A 17,109-nucleotide genomic window follows, 5' to 3' on the forward strand; every position below is an offset into this window, starting at 1 on the left:
GCCGGGTACGACGGAACCCGCCGGCGGTCCGCCGACGGGTTCCGAGGGTGCGGGGTGAGAGATCAGGCGCCGAGCTTGCGGGCCAGATTCTCGTCGAGGGTGTTCATGAACTCGTCGGTGCTCTGCCACGGGGCGTCCCGCGAGATGAGCAGCGCGAGGTCCTTGGTCATCTGGCCGGCCTCGACGGTGTCGACGATGACCTGCTCCAGGGTGTCGGCGAACTCGGTGACCGCCGGGGTGCCGTCCAGCTTGCCCCGGTGGGCCAGGCCCCGGGTCCAGGCGTAGATCGAGGCGATCGGGTTGGTCGAGGTCTTCTCGCCCTTCTGGTACTGCCGGTAGTGCCGGGTGACCGTGCCGTGTGCGGCCTCCGCCTCGACGGTACGACCGTCCGGGGAGAGCAGCACCGAGGTCATCAGGCCGAGCGAGCCGAAGCCCTGCGCGACGGTGTCGGACTGCACGTCACCGTCGTAGTTCTTGCAGGCCCAGACGTAGCCGCCCTCCCACTTGAGCGCGGCGGCGACCATGTCGTCGATCAGCCGGTGCTCGTAGGTGATGCCGGCGGCGGCGAACTCGTCCTTGAACTCGGCCTCGAACACCTCGGCGAAGAGGTCCTTGAACCGGCCGTCGTACGCCTTGAGGATGGTGTTCTTGGTGGACAGGTAGACCGGGTAGCCCCGGTCCAGGCCGTACCGGAACGAGGCGCGGGCGAAGTCCCGGATCGACTCGTCGTAGTTGTACATGCCCATGGCGATGCCGCCGCCGGGGAAGTTGGCGACCTCCAGCTCCATCGGGGCGCCGCCGTCGGCCGGGGTGTAGCTGATCGTCACGGTGCCCGGACCGGGCACCACGAAGTCGGTGGCCTTGTACTGGTCACCGTGGGCGTGCCGGCCGATGATGATCGGCTTGGTCCAGCCGGGGACCAGCCGCGGCACGTTCGACATGATGATCGGCTCGCGGAAGACCACGCCGCCGAGGATGTTGCGGATGGTGCCGTTCGGCGACCGCCACATCTTCTTGAGGCCGAACTCCTCCACCCGGGCCTCGTCCGGGGTGATGGTCGCGCACTTGACGCCGACGCCGTGCTCCTTGATGGCATTCGCGGCGTCGATGGTCACCTGGTCGTCGGTGGCATCCCGGTGCTGGATCGACAGGTCGTAGTAGTGCAGGTCGACGTCGAGGTAGGGCAGGATCAACTGCTCCCGGATCTGCTTCCAGATGATCCGGGTCATCTCGTCGCCGTCGAGCTCCACGACCGGGTTGTTTACCTTGATCTTCGCCATCGGCCGGCGCTCCTCTCGGGGGACACGTGCTCTAGCAGTACGAGCGTACTGGAAACCGGTCGACGGCACCGAGCCGGCCTCGACCCGGGCCCCTCGGCCGGCAGAAACACCGGGCGGACCGCAGCGGACACCTGACAGGATCGCCGGATGCCGCTCAGCCGCACCCTCGGGTCTATCACGGTCACCGCCCTCACCGACGGTGAGGGACCGTTCTTCCAGCCTCGCGCGGAGGCGTTTCCCGCAGCCACCGCCGCACACTGGCGCGAGGCGGACCGGCGGGAACCCGACTCGGTGACCGCCGACGGCGGCTGGTGGCTGCCGTTCCGCGCCTTCGCCCTGCGCGTCGGGGACGGGCCGGTGACCCTGATCGACGCCGGCATCGGGCCGGCCGACTCCCCCGCCGCGAGCTGGGCGCCGGTGCCGGGCCGGTTGCCGGCCGAGCTGGCCGCCGCCGGCATCGACCCGGCCGACGTGCACACCGTCGTCCTCACCCACCTGCACAGCGACCACATCGGCTGGGCGGTGACCGGCACCCCGGGCCGCCCCTACTTCCGCAACGCGACCTACCTGCTCCAGCGGGCCGAACTGGCCGCCGTGGAGAGCATCAACCCCGAACTGCCGGCCGGCCTGATCGCGCCGTTGCGCGCCGCCGGCCAACTCCGGGTCGTCGACGGCGACACCACCCTCACCCCGGGGGTACGACTGCTGCCCGCTCCCGGGCACACCCCCGGCCACCAGTGCGTGCTGGTCGACACCGGCGACGAGCGGGTCCTGTTCACCGGCGACCTGCTGGTGCACGTGGTGCAACTGATCGACCCGGAACTGGCGTACGCCCACGAGGTGGACCCGGCCACCGCCCGCCACTCCCGCACCACCCTGCTGCGCGACCTCGCCGGTACCACCCCTCCCCCCACCCTCCTCGCCACCCCCCACCTGTCCACCCCCTTCACCCCCCACCCACCCGCCCCCGCCCCCGCCTTCAGCCCCAGCCCCGCCTTCAGCCCCGGCCCGCCCCGGTGATCAAGAGGTTTAGGTCAAAAAACCGCCTCGGCGTGACCTAAACCTCTTGATCACCGGAGCGGAGCGGGCGGAGCGGGCGGAGCGGGCGGAGCGGGCGGAGCGGGCGGAGCGGGCGGAGCGGGCGGAGCGGGGCTGAGGGTGGGAGTGGAGGGCAGGGGTGGGGGTGGGACGGCTGAGGGGCGGGCCGGCGGGAGCCGGCCCGCCCCTCAGGGTGGGTGTTTCAGGTGGTCACATGCTGGCTACGTCGGCCTGCTTGGCGCGGACGGCCTCGGCGGCCGCCTTGAGGCTGGCCAGCTCGTCGGCGTCCAACTCGGTCTCGACGACCCGCTTGACGCCCTCGGCGCCGATCTCGGCCTCGACGCCCAGGTAGACCCCGGAGATGCCGAACTCGCCGTCGACCCAGGCACAGACCGGCATGACCGCGCCGGAATCCTCGGCCACGGCCCGGGCCATCCGCGCGGCGGCGGCGGACGGGGCGTAGTACGCCGAACCGGTCTTAAGCAGCGCGACGACCTCGGCACCACCGTTGCGGGTCTTGACGACCAGTTCCTCGATCTGCGCGGCCGGCATCGCGTCGCGCAGCGGCTTGCCGTTGACGGTGCTCTGCGACGGCACCGGGACCATGGTGTCGCCGTGCGAGCCCAGGGTCAGCGTCTTGACCGACTTGACCGGCACCTCCAGGGCCTCGGCGACGAAGTTGGTGAACCGGGCGGTGTCCAGCATGCCGGCCTGGCCGAGCACCCGGTTCTTGGGGAACTGGGTGGCGAGCTGGGCCAGCGCGGTCATCTCGTCGAGCGGGTTGGACACCACGATGACGACGGCGTTCGGGGCGTACTTGGCGACGTTCTCGGCGACCTGACGCACGATCTTGGCGTTGGTCTCCAGCAGGTCCATCCGGCTCATGCCCGGCTTACGGGGCAGACCAGCGGTGATCACCACGACGTCCGAGCCCTCGATGGCCTCGTAGCCCTCGCCGTTGGGGCCGGTGGTGGCACCGACGACCTTGGTCTCGAAGCCCTCGACCGCCCGGGACTGGTTGAGGTCCAGCGCGAGACCCGCCGGCTTGCCCTCCACGATGTCGGTGATCACGACGGTGTCGAAGACGTCGTACTCGGCCAGGCGCTGTGCGGTGGTGGAGCCGTAGAACCCGGCCCCGACGACAGTGACCTTCTTACCCATGGTCGTCCCACTCCCTGCTACCAGTCGGTTTTCCCGACCGTAACAGTCATCGCGGCACCGTTCGGGCCAGGGGCGGCGACCATCCCCGGGATGGGGCCAACGTCACCACCGCCCGGTTCCCGGCCGGTGGCGCGAGTGCCGACGGCCCCTGCCCCGGGACACCGTCGCCGAGCAGGGGTGATCAGCCTCGCTCGGCGCGTTCGACGACGTTGGTGAGCAGCATGGCCCGGGTCATCGGCCCGACGCCGCCCGGCATCGGCGCCAGCCGGGCGGCGACCTGGGCCACCTCCGGGTCCACGTCGCCGGTGTACCGGCCCTTGCCGTCGTCGCCGATCACCCGGGTGATGCCGACGTCCACCACGGTGGTGTCCGGGGTGACCATGTCGGCGGTGAGCAGGCCGGGCACCCCGGCGGCGACGATGACGATGTCGGCGGCGCGGGTGTGCGCGGCCAGGTCGAGGGTGCCGGTGTGGCAGAGGGTGACGGTGGCGTTCTCGCTGCGCCGGTTGAGCAGCAGGCCGAGCGGTCGCCCGACGGTGTTGCCCCGGCCGACGAGGGCGACGTTGGCGCCGCGCAGCGGCACGTCGTACCGGCGGAGCAGCTCGACGATGCCGCGCGGGGTGCAGGGCAGCGGACCGTCGTAGCCGAGCACCAGCCGACCCAGGTTCACCGGGTGCAGCCCGTCGGCGTCCTTGTCCGGGTCGATCATCTCCAGGGCCCGCTGGGTGTCCAGGTGCCCCGGGAGCGGCAGCTGGACGATGTAGCCGTGGCAGCCCGGGTCGGCGTTCAACTCGGTGAGCACGTCGTCGAGCTGCTGCTGGGTGGCGTCGGCGGGCAACTCCCGGCGGATCGAGGCGATGCCCACCTCTGCGCAGTCGCGGTGCTTGCCGTTGACGTACGCCTCCGAGCCGGGGTCCGCGCCGACCAGGACGGTGCCCAGGCCGGGGGTGACACCTCGCTCCGCCAGCGCCTTGACCCGTACCCGCAGCTCGTCCTTGATCTTGGCCGCGGTCGCCTTGCCGTCCAGGATGATCGCCGTCACGACCAGATCGTCTCACGGCCGATGGACGGCGGACCGCCGACGGGGGAAGCGTCACTTTCCGTTACGTGCAGTTGGTCACTTTGAGTTACCGAATGTGGATCGGGCCACTCGCCGGGCGGGACGACCAACCCCTGCCGACCACGGACCGGACGGGCGGCAACCAACCTCCCGGACTGGTCGACCCGGCCCACCGGCCCCCGATCCACTCGCTCCCACACGGAATCTGAGCAGCAAGAACAACCACCCTCCCTACCAGGCAGACAGGCCGACGACAAGGCCGTCGACGGTGATCCGTTATCCGTTCGCAACGCTTCCGTTGTCGCCGGGCCGATCCTGACCTACCGTTGCCGAACGTTGCGCAGAGTCACCCAGCGCCGGGTTCGGCTGCGCTACGTGATGAGATGAGGAGACCCCCATGCGTGTGCGCAGGCTTGCTGCCTGGACCGCTCTCCCGCTCGCGGTGACCCTGGGCCTGGCGGCCTGCGGCTCGGGCGGCGGCAGCGGAACCGGTCAGTCCGACCCCAATGCGGCCGTGCGGATCGAGATCGCCGAGCCGCAGCACCTGGTGCCGACCAACACCAACGAAACCAGCGGTTCGCAGGTGCTCGCCGCCCTGTTCAGCCCGCTGGTCGACTACGACGAGGCCAACAAGCCCTACGAGGTGGCCGCCGAGTCCGTCACCTCGTCGGACAACAAGGTCTGGACGGTCAAGCTCAAGGACGGCTACACCTTCCACAACGGCGAGAAGGTCACCGCCGACAACTACCTCGACGCCTGGAACTACGGCGCGTACGCCCCCCACGGGCAGAACTCCAGCTACTTCTTCGAGAAGATCGCCGGGTACGCCGACCTCCAGGGCGACAAGCCGGCCGCCGAGCGGTTGTCGGGGCTGAAGAAGGTCGACGACCTGACCTTCACCGTGACGCTGACCGAGCCGTACAGCGAGTTCAAGACGATGCTCGGGTACACCGCCTTCTATCCGCTGCCGAAGGCCGCCTTCTCCGGGCCCGGCACGCTGAAGGAGGGCTACGAGCAGGCCCCGATCGGGCAGGGCCCGTTCCGGATGAAGGGCTCCTGGCAGCACGACGCCAAGGTCGAGGTGGAGCGCTACGACGCCTTCCCCGGCGAGCAGCCGAAGGTGGGCGGGGTCGAGTTCCGGATCTACCAGCAGCCCACCGCCGCGTACGCGGACGTGCTGTCGGACAACCTCGACGTGATCAAGACGATCCCGACCGAGAACCTGTCCACCGCCGCCACCGACCTGGGCGACCGGTTCCGGCAGAGCCCCGCGTCGTCGTTGCAGGTGCTGGCGTTCCCGACCTTCCAGAAGGAGTTCAGCAACCCCGAGGTCCGCAAGGCCATCTCGATGGCGATCGACCGGGACGAGATCACCAAGTCGATCTTCAAGGACTCGCAGCGGCCGGCCCGCTCGTTCGTCTCGCCGGTGGTCGCGGGCTACCGGGAGAACACCATCGGCACGGCCGCTGAGTTCGATCCGGCCGCGGCGAAGGCGAAGTACCAGGCCGCCGGCGGCCCGAAGAAGATCGAGCTGTCGTACAACGGCGACGGCGGGCACAAGGACTGGATCGACGCGACCTGCAACCAGCTCAAGGCCAACCTGGGCGTGGACTGCGTCGGCACCGCCGAGCCCAAGTTCGCCGACCTGCTGACCAAGGTCAAGGCGAAGCAGCCGGTGGGCCTGTTCCGGATGGGCTGGGTGATGGACTACCCGTCCATGGAGAACTACCTGGGCCCGCTGTACAGCACCAACGGCTCCTCGAACTACTACGGCTACCGCAACCCCGAGTTCGACAAGCTGCTCGCCGAGGGCGCCAAGGCCCCGAACGAGGAGGCCGCGGTCGCGAAGTACCAGGCCGCGGAGGACCTGCTGGCCAAGGACCTGCCGGTGATCCCGCTGCGCTACGGCCAGAACAACTTCGGGCACTCGACCAAGGTGAAGAACGTCCAGATGGACCTCTTCGACCGCATCGACCTGCTCAAGATCGAGGCGGTCAGCTAGCCCGGGAGGGCGTCGGCGGCGAGCGGGCCGCCGACGGGTGAAGGCGCGTCGGCGGCAACGGGGCCGTCGGCGGGAGCAACGGGTCGGGTCATCGGTGGACGGTGGCCCGACCCGCCTCCGTCCCCGCCGGTTTTCGGCAAGACTGCACAGTATGTTCCGCTTCGTTCTGCGGCGTCTGCTCCAGATGGTCCTCGCCTTCTTCGGGACCACGCTGATCGTGTACGCCCTGATGTTCGCCGGCCAGGGCGACCCGATCCAGGCGCTGGCCGGCGAGCGGCCGGTCACCCCGGCCCAGCGGGCGTACCTCACGGAGAAGTTCCACCTCGACCGCACCGGCGTCGGCGGCTTCTTCTACCGCTACTTCGACTACCTCAGGAACCTGCTCCAGGGTGACCTCGGCCAGTCGCTGACCGGCCGGTCGATCGGGGACATCCTCGCCGCCGCCTGGCCGGTCACCGTCAAGCTGGCCGTGATCGCGATGGCCGTGACGATCCTGTTCGGGGTCACCGCCGGGGTGCTCGCCGGCATCCGCCGGGCCAGCCTCTTCGACAACGCCACGCTGGTGCTGACCCTGCTGGTGCTGGGCATCCCCACCATCGTGCTGGCCCCGCTCGCCCAGTACCTGCTCGGCGTCCGCTGGCCGCTCTTCCCCCCGACCGCCGGCGCCGACCCCGACCTGTACGCCCTGCTGCTGCCCGGCATCGTGCTCGGCTCGCTGTCGCTGGCCACCGCGCTGCGGCTGACCCGGACCTCGGTCGCCGAGAACCTGCGCGCCGACTACGTGCGCACCGCCCGGTCGAAGGGGCTGGTCCGGCGACGGATCATCGGCGTGCACGTGCTGCGCAACTCGCTCATCCCCGTGATCACCTTCCTCGGCGTCGAGCTGGGCAACCTGATGAGCGGCGCGATCATCACCGAGGGCGTGTTCAACATCCCCGGGGTGGGCTTCAACCTGTTCCGGGGCATCCGCACCGAGGACGGACCGCTGGTGGTGGGCATCGTCAGCGTGCTCGTCGTGGTCTATCTCGTCGCCAACCTGGTGGTGGACGTCCTGTACGCCGTACTCGATCCGAGGATCCGCTATGAGTGAGCGCGACGAGGTGCCGGCATGAGCGACTTCGAGACGGTGGCGGCGACGGAGGACCAGGCCGCCCGGCGGGGGGTCTCCGGCGAGCCGGGCACGCCCGACCGGGTGGGCGTCCCGCAGCGGCCCCGCAGCCTGGCCGGGGACGCCTGGCGCGACCTGCGCCACAAACCGGTCTTCTGGATCAGCCTGGTGCTCGTCGTGCTGGTCGCCGCGATGGCCGCCGTACCGTCGCTGTTCACCGCCAACGACCCGCGCGACTGCCTGCTCTCCCGCCAGCACGCCGCCGCGTCCGGCGGGGCCGTCTTCGGGTACGACTTCCAGGGCTGCGACACGTACGCCCGGGCGGTCTACGGGGCCCGCGCCTCGCTGCTGGTCGGCGCGCTCTCCGCCCTGCTCACCGGGGCCGTCGCGCTGGTGGTCGGGATGGTGGCCGGGTACTTCGGCCGCTGGGTCGACGCGGTGCTCTCCCGGGTGATCGACATCGTGCTCGGCATCCCGCTGCTGCTCGCCGCGATCGTGCTGCTCAAGCGGGTCAGCACCAGCAGCGACACGGTCCGGCTGTTCGCGGTGATCTTCGTGTTGGCGGTGCTCGGCTGGACCACCGCCGCCCGGGTGGTCCGCTCCTCGGTGATCACCGCCAAGGAGCAGGACTACGTCGCTGCCGCCCGGATGCTCGGCGCGGGCAACGGCCGGATCATGTGGCGGCACATCCTGCCCAACGCGCTCGCCCCGGCGATCGTGGTGCTGACCATCGCGCTCGGTTCGTTCATCGCCGCCGAGGCGACCCTGAGCTTCCTCGGCATCGGCCTGAAGGCCCCCACCATCTCCTGGGGCATCGAGATCGACGCCGGCCGGGTGCACATGCGCGAGTCGGCGACCCCGCTGGTCGTCCCGTCGGCCTTCCTCGCGCTGACCGTGCTGGCCTTCATCATGCTGGGCGACGCCATCCGCGACGCCTTCGACCCGAAGCTGCGGTGACAGGCGTGCCCGCCACCACCACGCGCCGGACGCCCGCCCGCCGAGCGCGAGGAGCGGGACCGACCGGTGCGCGCAGGAGATCGACGCCGCGCGCGCAGGGAGCGAGCGCAGCCCGCCCCGCTGTCGCCAGCGAGAGGGAGATCCGGTGACCGAGTCCGTGGTCCGGCCCACGCCGGCCTCACCCACCCCACCCGGCGGGCACCTGCTGGAGGTACGGGACCTGCACGTCGAGTTCCGCACCGGTGAGGGGGTGGCCAAGGTGATCAACGGGGTCTCCTACCACCTGGACCCGGGCGAGACGCTGGCCGTGCTCGGCGAGTCCGGCTCCGGCAAGTCGGTCACCGCCCAGGCCATCATGGGCATCCTGGACACCCCACCGGCGGTGATCCGTTCCGGTCAGATCCGCTACCGGGGCCGGGACCTGCTGACCCTGCCCGAGGAGCAGCGCCGGCAGGTACGCGGCAAGGAGATCGCGATCATCTTCCAGGACGCCCTGTCGGCGTTGAACCCGGTCTTCCCGGTCGGCTGGCAGATCGGCGAGACGCTACGGCACCGGGACGGGATGTCCCGCGCCGACGCCCGACGGCGGACCGTCGAGTTGATGGACCTGGTCCGGATTCCCGGGGCGGCCGGGCGGCTCGGCGACCACCCGCACCAGTTCTCCGGCGGGATGCGGCAACGCGTGATGATCGCGATGGCGCTGGCCCTGAACCCGAAGGTGCTGATCGCCGACGAACCGACCACCGCCCTCGACGTCACCGTGCAGGCCCAGATCATGGACCTGCTCGCCGACCTGCGCCGCGACCTCGACATGGCGATGATCCTGATCACCCACGACCTGGGGGTGGTGGCCGGCGTCGCGGACCGGATCGCCGTCATGTACGCCGGCCGGATCGTCGAGCACGCCGACGTCCGCGCGCTGTACCGGGCCCCGGCCCACCCGTACACCAAGGGGTTGTTGGCCTCGATTCCCCGGCTGGACGTGCGCGGCCGGGAGCTGTCCACGATCCGGGGACTGCCACCGAACCTGATGCGGATCCCCACCGGCTGCCCGTTCCACCCCCGCTGCCCGTACGCCCGGCAGGTCTGCGTGGACGTGGTGCCGGACGACCTGGTCCTCGCCGACGGCCGGACCAGCGCGTGCCACTTCGCGCAGGAGGTCCACGATGACCGCGCCCGCTAGCCCGGCCAAGGTCCGGGGCGAGACCATCCTCGCCGTCGACGACCTGGTCAAACACTTCCCGATCACCCGGGGCGTGCTCCTTCAACGGCAGGTCGGCGCGGTGCGGGCCGTCGACGGGGTCAGCTTCGCGCTGCACCGGGGCGAGACGCTCGGCATCGTCGGCGAGTCCGGCTGCGGCAAGTCGACCCTCGCCCGGCTGCTGATGCGACTGGAGACGCCGACCTCCGGCCGGGCCACCCTGGAGGGTCGCGACCTGCTCTCCGCCTCCGGGGGCGAGCTGCGCCGGTTGCGGCGCAACATGCAGATGGTGATGCAGGACCCGTACACCTCGCTGAACCCCCGGATGACGGTGGGCGACATCATCGGCGAACCGTTCGACATCCACCCCGACGCCGCACCCAAGGGCAGCAAACGCGGCCGGGTGCAGGAGCTGCTGGACGTGGTCGGGCTCAACCCCGAGCACGTCAACCGCTACCCGCACCAGTTCTCCGGCGGCCAGCGGCAGCGCATCGGCATCGCCCGCGCGCTCGCCCTGCGCCCCGAGGTGATCGTCTGCGACGAGCCGGTCTCCGCCCTGGACGTCTCGATCCAGGCGCAGGTCATCAACCTGCTGGAGCAGCTCCAGGACGAGTTCGGGCTGTCCTACGTCTTCATCGCGCACGACCTGTCGGTGGTCCGGCACATCTCCGACCGGGTGGCGGTGATGTACCTGGGTCGGATCGTCGAGATCGGCACCGAGGAGGAGATCTACGAGCGGGCCACCCACCCGTACACCCAGGCGCTGCTGTCCGCGGTGCCGGTGCCCGACCCGGACGCCCGCGACGACGCCGGCATCATCCGGCTGACCGGTGACGTGCCCAGCCCGGCCGACCCGCCGTCCGGCTGCCACTTCCGCACCCGCTGCTGGAAGGCCGAGGACATCTGCGCCCGGGAGGACCCGCCGACCGTTCCCCGCCCCGCCGACCCGCACCCCAGCGCCTGCCACTTCGCCGCCCTGCGCGACCCGCCGGGCGGGGTCTGAGCACCGGTCGCCGCACCGCGCACACACCTACGGCCGAGCACACATCGGGTGCCGCTCGGCCGTAGGTGATCACGCAGGTGGTGCGCCGGGCCGGACGGTGGCGGCCCGCCCGGCCGGGGTGGATCAGTGGAAGAAGTGCCGGGTGCCGGTCAGGTACATGGTGACGCCGGCCTGCTGGCAGGCGGCGATGGTGTCCTCGTCGCGGATCGAGCCACCGGGCTGGACGATCGCCTTCACCCCGGCGTCGATCAGGATCTGGGGGCCGTCGGCGAACGGGAAGAAGGCGTCGGAGGCGGCGACGGAGCCCCGGGCGCGCTCCGCGCCGGCCCGGCTGACCGCCAGCCGGGCCGAGTCGACCCGGTTGACCTGCCCCATCCCGACCCCGACCGAGGCACCGTCGCGGGCCAGCAGGATCGCGTTGCTCTTCACCGCGCGGACCGCCCGCCAGGCCAGCACCAGGTCCCGCAGGGTCGCCTCGTCGGCGGCCTCGCCGGTGGCCAGCTTCCAGTTGGCCGGGTCGTCACCCTCGGCGTCGATCCGGTCCCGCTGCTGCACGAGGACACCGCCGGTGACCTGCCGCCACTCGGCCGGCAGCGGGGCGAAGGCCGGGGCACGCAGCAGCCGGATGTTCTTCTTGCCCTGGAGGATCTCCACCGCGCCGGGCTCGAACCCCGGGGCCACCAGCACCTCGGTGAAGATCTCCGCGACCTGCCCGGCCAACTCCACCGAGACCGGCCGGTTGACGGCGATCACCCCGCCGAAGGCGGAGACCGGGTCGCAGGCGTGGGCCTTGCGGTGGGCCTCGGCGACGTCCGCGCCGACGGCGATGCCGCACGGGTTGGCGTGCTTGATGATCGCCACCGCCGGCTGGTCAGGGAAGTCGTTCGCGGCCCGCCAGGCGGCGTCCGCGTCGACGTAGTTGTTGTAGGACATCTCCTTGCCGTGCAACTGCTCGGCCTGGGCCAGCCCCGGCGGGCTACCCGGGTCGGCGTAGACGGCGGCGCCCTGGTGCGGGTTCTCGCCGTAGCGCAGCGTCGCCTGCCGGTGCAGGGCCAGCCCGGCGAAGTGCGGCCAGCCGTCCTCGGCCGGGGCGGCGGTGCCGGCGAACCAGTCGGCGACCGCGACGTCGTACTCGGCGATGTCGGCGAAGGCGCGGGCGGCCAGCGCCCGCCGCTGGGCCAGCGTGAAACCGCCCTCGGCCAGCGCGGCGACCAGCGCCGGGTACGCGGCCGGGTCGGTCACCACGGCGACCGAGGCGTGGTTCTTGGCGGCGGCCCGGACCATCGCCGGCCCGCCGATGTCGATCTGCTCCACGCACTCGTCCGGGGACGCGCCGGAGGCGACGGTGGCCTGGAACGGGTAGAGGTTGGAGACCAGGACGTCGATCCCGGCGATGCCGTGCGCGTCGAGCTGCGCGCCGTGCGACTCCTTACGCAGGTCGGCCAGGAGACCCCCGTGGATCTTGGGGTGCAGGGTCTTGACCCGGCCGTCGAGGATCTCGGGGAAGCCGGTCACCTGCTCGACCGGGGTCACCGGCACGCCCGCGCCGGAGATCGTCGACGCGGTGGAACCGGTCGAGACGATCTCCACCCCGGCCTCGTGCAGCGCGCGGGCCAGCTCGACCAGACCACTCTTGTCGTAGACGCTGACCAGTGCCCGCCTGATCGGGCGGCGGGAGTCCTGCGGGGCACTCACGGAACGGTGACCTTTCTTCCGGTGATCGTCCAACCTGCACGAACCAGGCGACCGACCTGCTCGACGAGCTGGCGGCGCTCGGCTTCCTTGATGCGCTCGGTGAGCGCCTCCTCGTCGTCGTCGTCGCGGACCGGCACGGCGACCTGCGCGACGATCGGGCCGGTGTCCATCCCGGCGTCGACGAAGAAGAGGGTGGCCCCGGTGATCTTGACGCCGTAGGCGAGCGCGTCCCGGGGACCGTGGATGCCGGGGAACGCCGGCAGCAGCGTGTTGTGCGTGTTCAGATAGCGGTCGCCGAAAGCCGCCAGGAACTGCGGCCCCACCAGCTTCAGGAAACCGGCGGAGATGACCAGGTCGGGTCGGTGCTCGGCGACGTGTGCGGTGAGGGCCTTGTCCCAGTCCGCGCGGGTCGGGTGGTCCTTCACCCGGTCGACGAAGGTCGGCACCCCGACGGCGGCGGCCCGGTCCAACCCGGCGATGCCGTCCCGGTCGGCGCCGACGGCCACCACCCGGGCCCCGTAACCGGGGTCGGCGGCGGCGTCCAGCAGCGCTTGGAGGTTGCTGCCGGAGCCGGAGACGAGGACGACGAGGCGGGCGACGGACGCGGGCTCGGTCACCCGGCCACCCTAGCGGGCAGGTCGGCACGCCCATCCTGCGGGCGGCGACGTTTCGGGTGATCACGCGTGTCGCCCGGACACGGTACGCTGCCGGTCGCCCGGTGGCCGGGCTGTGCCCGCCACCGCACCCCTAGCCAATGATCAGGTACGGACGCCGTACCGACGTGAACGAGGAGCACCACGATGCAGCCCGGCTACCCCCACCCGCAGCAGCCGATCAACAACAACATGACCCCGTCAATCGTGGCCATCTTCTTCTTCTGGCCGCTGGCGATCCCCGCCATCATCAACGCCTCGAAGGTCAACCCGCTGCTCCAGCAGGGCGACTACGCGGGCGCCGAGGCCGCCGCCCGGGAGTCCAAGAAGTGGTCGAAGCTGGCCTTCATCATCGGTGCCGTCTGGCTCGTCATCGTGCTGCTCTGCTGCATCTTCGGTGGTCTGATGGGTGCGATCGGCGGCAACACCAGCACGAGCAGCTACTGACGGACCACGACTGAGGAGCACCCGAGATGCAGCCCGGAGACCCCGGCCAGGACCCGTACGGCCAGCAGCCCCCGCACGACCCGTACGGGCAGCAGCCCGTGTCGGGCCAGCCGCAGGACCCGTACGCCGCGCCGCAGGCACCGTACGGCCAGCAGCCGGCGGCACCGTACGGCGAGCAGCCACAGTACGGGCAGCAGCCGCAGTACGGGCAACAGCCGCAGTACGGGCAACAGCCGCACGACCCGTACGGCCAACCCCTCCAGCAGGACCCGTACGGCCAGCCCGTCCACAAGGACCCCTTCGGGCAGCAGCCGTACGGCGCGGCGGCTTCCTCGTACCCGGGGGCCGGCTACCCGGCGCTGCAGGGGCAGCAGAACACCCTCGGCCTGGTGTCGCTGATCCTCGGCATCGCGTCGCTTCCCCTGCTCTGCTGCCTCTTTCTGGGCATCCCGCTCGGCATCGGCGCAGTGATCACCGGTTGGCTGGGCATGCAGAAGGCGGCCCAGGGGCTGGCCAGCAACGCCGGCCAGGCCAAGGCCGGCCTGATCTGCGGCGCGATCGCCATCGGGCTCGGCATCCTGCTGATGCTTCTCAACCTCATCGGCAGCTTCACGCTGCCCACCTCGCCCTGACCGGGCGCGACATCGAGGGGCGTCCCGGCACCGTCCGGGGCGCCCCTCGGCACCTGCTCAGTCGGGCACCGGGCGGTGCGGGCGGTCCTCGGACGACCGGGGTCGGTCCCGGGTCGGATGCGGCCGGCCCTCGGCCGAACCGGGCCGGTCCAGGGCCACCCGGGGCCGACCGGCGGACGGCCGCGGCCGGGTAGCCGGGCGGGGGGCGGCCGACGGGCGGTCGAGCACCTTGGCGGCGGCGGCCCCGAGCAGCGCGCCGACCGCGACCACCCCGGTCGCCACCGCCGCCACCTGCCAGGGCACCGGGCCGATCTCGGCCAGCCGGCCGCCACCGAGCGGACCACCGGAGGCCGCCGCGACGAGCCCGACGGCCAGGCCGGCCACCGGCCCGGCGAGCGCCGCCGGGACGAGCAGCGCCGGCCAGTCCGCGACGGCCCGGCCGTCGGGGTCCGGGCGGAGCAGCCGGCGGCCGAGCAGCCAGCCCGCCGTCATGCCGGCCAGCACCGGCACCGCCAGCAGGGCCGCGCCGATCCCGTCGACCGGGCCGCTGGGCAGGCCGGCGAGCAACGGTACGGCCGGCAGCGACCCGACGGAGACCTCACTGAGCCGCACCGCCGTGCCGGTGCCGACGGCGAACCCGGGGCCGAGCAGGTAGGCGGTGGACCAGACGGTGGCGTTCGGCGCGTAGGCCAGGCTGACCAGGGTGATGCCGGCCTGACCGGCCACCCCGGTCCGGTAGGCCCCGATCAGGTCGGCGGCGTCTCCCCCGCCGGTCGCCACCGCCAGGCCGGCCGCCCCGGCGCCCGCCCCGAGCAGCAGCAGACCGGCGACCAGTCCGGTGCGGACGCCGTCGCGCAGCACCGTCGGCGCGCGCTCGGCGAGCAGGCCGGCCACACCGGTGGTGCGGGCCGCGCCGACCAGGGCCGTCAACGTGCCGAAGAGCAGCAGGGTCAGCCCGGAGCGGACCGGGGAGACCCGCAGGCCGGCGCTGTCGACCAGCAGCGCGGCCAGGACGCCGAACAGGGCGTACCCGATGCCGACCGCAACGGCGACGGTGGCCGCCTGCCGCGGTGACCGGCCGCCGCGCGCGCCGACCGCCCGGCTGGTGTGCACCCCGGCCCGGCTCAGCCGCCAGAACGCGAACGCGGAGAGCGCCAGCGGGACGAGGCCGAGCGGGCCGGCGGTGGTCTGCAGCGGCACCCCGTGGCCGAGCAGCCAACCGGCGAGCCCGGCGCGCAGCGCACCGACCACCGAGCCGGCGTCCTCGCTGAACTGGGCCAACCCGAGCACCACCGCCACCGGCAGGTACGAGGTGACGGCGGCACCGGCGGCGGCCACCCCGGCGGCGACCGGCAGTGGCGCCCGGGAGCGTCCGGACCGCTCGGGTCGACGGGGTGCGGGCACCCGGGCGCCGCCGGCCCGGCCCGGCGGCCGGCCGCCGGCGCGGACACCGCTGGGACGGCGGGGCTGATCAGGGGTGATCGAGGACATCGGCTCTACTGTGGCACGCCGCGCCGGTGGTGGCTGCCCGTCGGGGCCGCCCGTTTCCGGCGAGTTCCGTGATCCACCGTCCTCGGGTGCCGATCCGGTCTAGCCTCGGCGCAGGGACGCGACCGAAGTCGCGGCACCGATCGCCCGGAGGAAGCCGTGAACGCTCCGTACCCACCGCCCCCGCCGCCGTCCGCGGCCGGGCGGGACCGCACCACGCTCTGGGGGGTGCTCGGCATCGTCCTCGGTCTGATCTGCTGCGGCATCCTGGGCATCGTCTTCGGCTATCTGTCGATCCGGGACGCCAAGCGGTACGGCCAGTCGCCGGTCCTCGGTTACCTGGCCATCGCGTTCGGCGTGATCAACATCATCGGTACCGCGATCTGGCGGGCCAACGGGACGTACCCGCTCTGGAACAACAACTGAGGGGGCCGGCCGTCTCCGGCCGACCCCCACGGTGGTGGCGTCGTTGACTCGGGTGGTGCCACCGGCGGCTCAGCGGCCGGACATCAGCTCCCGCATCAGCTCGGCGGTCTCGGTCGGGGTCTTGCCGACCTTGACGCCGACCGCCTCCAGCGCCTGCTGCTTGGCCTCGGCGGTGCCCGCCGAGCCGGAGATGATCGCGCCGGCGTGCCCCATGGTCTTGCCGGGGGGCGCGGTGAAGCCGGCGATGTAGCCGACCACCGGCTTGGTGACGTTGCCCTTGATGAAGTCGGCGGCCCGCTCCTCGGCGTCGCCGCCGATCTCGCCGATCATCACGATCGCGTCGGTCTCCGGGTCTGCCTCGAACGCGGCGAGCGCGTCGATGTGGGTGGTCCCGATGATCGGGTCGCCACCGATGCCGACGCAGGTGGAGAAGCCGATGTCGCGCAGCTCGTACATCATCTGGTAGGTCAGCGTGCCGCTCTTGCTGACCAGGCCGATCCGGCCGGAGCCGGTGATGTCGGCCGGGATGATGCCGGCGTTGGACGCGCCCGGCGAGGCGATGCCGGGGCAGTTCGGCCCGATGATCCGGGTCTGCTCGCCCTTGGCCACGTTGTACGCCCAGAACGACGCGGTGTCGTGCACCGGCACGCCCTCGGTGATCACCACGGCGAGCGGGATCTGCGCGTCGATCGCCTCGATCACCGCGCCCTTGGTGAACTGCGGCGGTACGAAGATCACCGTGACGTCCGCGCCGGTGTCCCGCATCGCGTCCGCGACGGAGGCGAAGACCGGCAGCTCGGTGCCGTCGAAGTCGACGGTGGTGCCGGCCTTGCGCGGGTTCACCCCGCCGACGACGGTGGTGCCCGCGGCGAGCATCCGCCGGGTGTGCTTGGAACCCTCGGACCCGGTCATCCCCTGCACGATGACCTTGGATTCCTTGGTCAGCCAGATCGCCATC

Annotated in this window: 15 protein-coding genes and 1 pseudogene; 9 read left to right on the forward strand and 7 right to left on the reverse strand. The window is 71.8% G+C overall.

All coding sequences use genetic code 11. The features are described 5' to 3' along the window. Positions 1–62: 62 nt before the first annotated feature. On the reverse strand, positions 63–1,280 hold the full coding sequence (locus GA0070216_RS08205; protein ID WP_091241651.1) for an NADP-dependent isocitrate dehydrogenase: 1,218 nt from the start codon (positions 1,278–1,280) through the stop codon (positions 63–65). A gap of 147 nt (positions 1,281–1,427) precedes the next feature. Here GA0070216_RS08205 and GA0070216_RS08210 point away from each other — a divergent pair, with 147 nt between their 5' ends. Beyond that, the gene (locus tag GA0070216_RS08210; protein ID WP_091241654.1) at positions 1,428–2,300 is read left to right on the forward strand and encodes an MBL fold metallo-hydrolase; all 873 of its coding nucleotides are present in this window, start codon (positions 1,428–1,430) and stop codon (positions 2,298–2,300) included. A 228-nt stretch (positions 2,301–2,528) separates the two neighbouring features. Here GA0070216_RS08210 and GA0070216_RS08215 read toward each other — a convergent pair whose 3' ends face one another. Then, positions 2,529–3,479: a malate dehydrogenase gene (locus GA0070216_RS08215; protein ID WP_091241657.1), complete on the reverse strand. Its 951-nt coding sequence runs from the start codon at positions 3,477–3,479 to the stop codon at positions 2,529–2,531. 181 nt (positions 3,480–3,660) lie between these two features. Next, a complete protein-coding gene (locus tag GA0070216_RS08220) occupies positions 3,661–4,521 on the reverse strand; it encodes a bifunctional methylenetetrahydrofolate dehydrogenase/methenyltetrahydrofolate cyclohydrolase (protein WP_091241660.1) in 861 nt (286 codons plus the stop codon). A gap of 415 nt (positions 4,522–4,936) precedes the next feature. Here GA0070216_RS08220 and GA0070216_RS08225 point away from each other — a divergent pair, with 415 nt between their 5' ends. The 5 genes from GA0070216_RS08225 (at position 4,937) to GA0070216_RS08245 (ending at position 10,810) form a co-directional block, all read left to right on the forward strand. Beyond that, the gene (locus tag GA0070216_RS08225; protein WP_091241663.1) at positions 4,937–6,541 is read left to right on the forward strand and encodes a peptide ABC transporter substrate-binding protein; all 1,605 of its coding nucleotides are present in this window, start codon (positions 4,937–4,939) and stop codon (positions 6,539–6,541) included. Positions 6,542–6,692: 151 nt separating this feature from the next. Continuing rightward, positions 6,693–7,631, forward strand: a complete 939-nt coding sequence (locus GA0070216_RS08230) for an ABC transporter permease (protein WP_091241666.1) — start codon at positions 6,693–6,695, stop codon at positions 7,629–7,631. 18 nt (positions 7,632–7,649) lie between these two features. Continuing rightward, positions 7,650–8,606 (forward strand): ABC transporter permease, encoded by a 957-nt coding sequence (locus GA0070216_RS08235; RefSeq protein ID WP_091241669.1) that lies wholly within the window; start codon positions 7,650–7,652, stop codon positions 8,604–8,606. A 145-nt stretch (positions 8,607–8,751) separates the two neighbouring features. Further along, positions 8,752–9,789: an ABC transporter ATP-binding protein gene (locus GA0070216_RS08240; RefSeq protein WP_091241672.1), complete on the forward strand. Its 1,038-nt coding sequence runs from the start codon at positions 8,752–8,754 to the stop codon at positions 9,787–9,789. Beyond that, positions 9,773–10,810 (forward strand): ABC transporter ATP-binding protein, encoded by a 1,038-nt coding sequence (locus tag GA0070216_RS08245; protein ID WP_091241674.1) that lies wholly within the window; start codon positions 9,773–9,775, stop codon positions 10,808–10,810. The genes GA0070216_RS08240 and GA0070216_RS08245 overlap by 17 nt, the downstream gene beginning before the upstream one ends. A gap of 123 nt (positions 10,811–10,933) precedes the next feature. Here GA0070216_RS08245 and purH read toward each other — a convergent pair whose 3' ends face one another. Both purH and purN read right to left on the reverse strand, forming a co-directional pair. Next, on the reverse strand, positions 10,934–12,505 hold the full coding sequence (gene purH / locus GA0070216_RS08250; RefSeq protein WP_091241677.1) for a bifunctional phosphoribosylaminoimidazolecarboxamide formyltransferase/IMP cyclohydrolase: 1,572 nt from the start codon (positions 12,503–12,505) through the stop codon (positions 10,934–10,936). Next, on the reverse strand, positions 12,502–13,122 hold the full coding sequence (gene purN / locus GA0070216_RS08255; RefSeq protein ID WP_091241680.1) for a phosphoribosylglycinamide formyltransferase: 621 nt from the start codon (positions 13,120–13,122) through the stop codon (positions 12,502–12,504). The genes purH and purN overlap by 4 nt, the downstream gene beginning before the upstream one ends. A 183-nt stretch (positions 13,123–13,305) precedes the next feature. Here purN and GA0070216_RS08260 point away from each other — a divergent pair, with 183 nt between their 5' ends. Together GA0070216_RS08260 and GA0070216_RS08265 are read left to right on the forward strand one after the other, a co-directional pair. Further along, positions 13,306–13,605, forward strand: a complete 300-nt coding sequence (locus tag GA0070216_RS08260) for a CD225/dispanin family protein (protein WP_091241683.1) — start codon at positions 13,306–13,308, stop codon at positions 13,603–13,605. A 26-nt stretch (positions 13,606–13,631) separates the two neighbouring features. Continuing rightward, positions 13,632–14,237 carry a DUF4190 domain-containing protein gene (locus GA0070216_RS08265; RefSeq protein WP_091241687.1) on the forward strand — a complete coding sequence of 202 codons (606 nt, stop codon included), beginning with the start codon at positions 13,632–13,634 and terminating at the stop codon, positions 14,235–14,237. Positions 14,238–14,453: 216 nt separating this feature from the next. Here the strand turns inward: GA0070216_RS08265 and GA0070216_RS08270 are convergent. Next, positions 14,454–15,728, reverse strand: a pseudogene (locus tag GA0070216_RS08270) (cell division protein PerM); the annotation flags it as partial. Between the two features lie 156 nt (positions 15,729–15,884). Here GA0070216_RS08270 and GA0070216_RS08275 point away from each other — a divergent pair. Next, positions 15,885–16,151: a hypothetical protein gene (locus GA0070216_RS08275; protein ID WP_091241689.1), complete on the forward strand. Its 267-nt coding sequence runs from the start codon at positions 15,885–15,887 to the stop codon at positions 16,149–16,151. 69 nt (positions 16,152–16,220) lie between these two features. Here the strand turns inward: GA0070216_RS08275 and sucD are convergent, their stop codons facing one another. Then, entirely contained in the window at positions 16,221–17,108 is an 888-nt protein-coding gene (sucD, locus tag GA0070216_RS08280; protein WP_091241693.1) for a succinate--CoA ligase subunit alpha, read from the reverse strand. Position 17,109 lies beyond the last annotated feature (1 nt).

It is taken from the genome of Micromonospora matsumotoense (assembly GCF_900091525.1).
GTDB lineage: Bacteria > Actinomycetota > Actinomycetes > Mycobacteriales > Micromonosporaceae > Micromonospora > Micromonospora matsumotoensis.

What these genes read in the sequence shown, in the direction of transcription:
- GA0070216_RS08205 (WP_091241651.1), bottom strand. Translation starts at nt 1,280, where the DNA reads ATGGCGAAGATCAAGGTAAACAACCCGGTCGTGGAGCTCGACGGCGAC.
- GA0070216_RS08210 (WP_091241654.1), top strand. Translation starts at nt 1,428, where the DNA reads ATGCCGCTCAGCCGCACCCTCGGGTCTATCACGGTCACCGCCCTCACC.
- GA0070216_RS08215 (WP_091241657.1), bottom strand. Translation starts at nt 3,479, where the DNA reads ATGGGTAAGAAGGTCACTGTCGTCGGGGCCGGGTTCTACGGCTCCACC.
- GA0070216_RS08225 (WP_091241663.1), top strand. Translation starts at nt 4,937, where the DNA reads ATGCGTGTGCGCAGGCTTGCTGCCTGGACCGCTCTCCCGCTCGCGGTG.
- GA0070216_RS08230 (WP_091241666.1), top strand. Translation starts at nt 6,693, where the DNA reads ATGTTCCGCTTCGTTCTGCGGCGTCTGCTCCAGATGGTCCTCGCCTTC.
- GA0070216_RS08235 (WP_091241669.1), top strand. Translation starts at nt 7,650, where the DNA reads ATGAGCGACTTCGAGACGGTGGCGGCGACGGAGGACCAGGCCGCCCGG.
- GA0070216_RS08245 (WP_091241674.1), top strand. Translation starts at nt 9,773, where the DNA reads ATGACCGCGCCCGCTAGCCCGGCCAAGGTCCGGGGCGAGACCATCCTC.
- GA0070216_RS08260 (WP_091241683.1), top strand. Translation starts at nt 13,306, where the DNA reads ATGCAGCCCGGCTACCCCCACCCGCAGCAGCCGATCAACAACAACATG.
- GA0070216_RS08265 (WP_091241687.1), top strand. Translation starts at nt 13,632, where the DNA reads ATGCAGCCCGGAGACCCCGGCCAGGACCCGTACGGCCAGCAGCCCCCG.
- sucD (WP_091241693.1), bottom strand. Translation starts at nt 17,108, where the DNA reads ATGGCGATCTGGCTGACCAAGGAATCCAAGGTCATCGTGCAGGGGATG.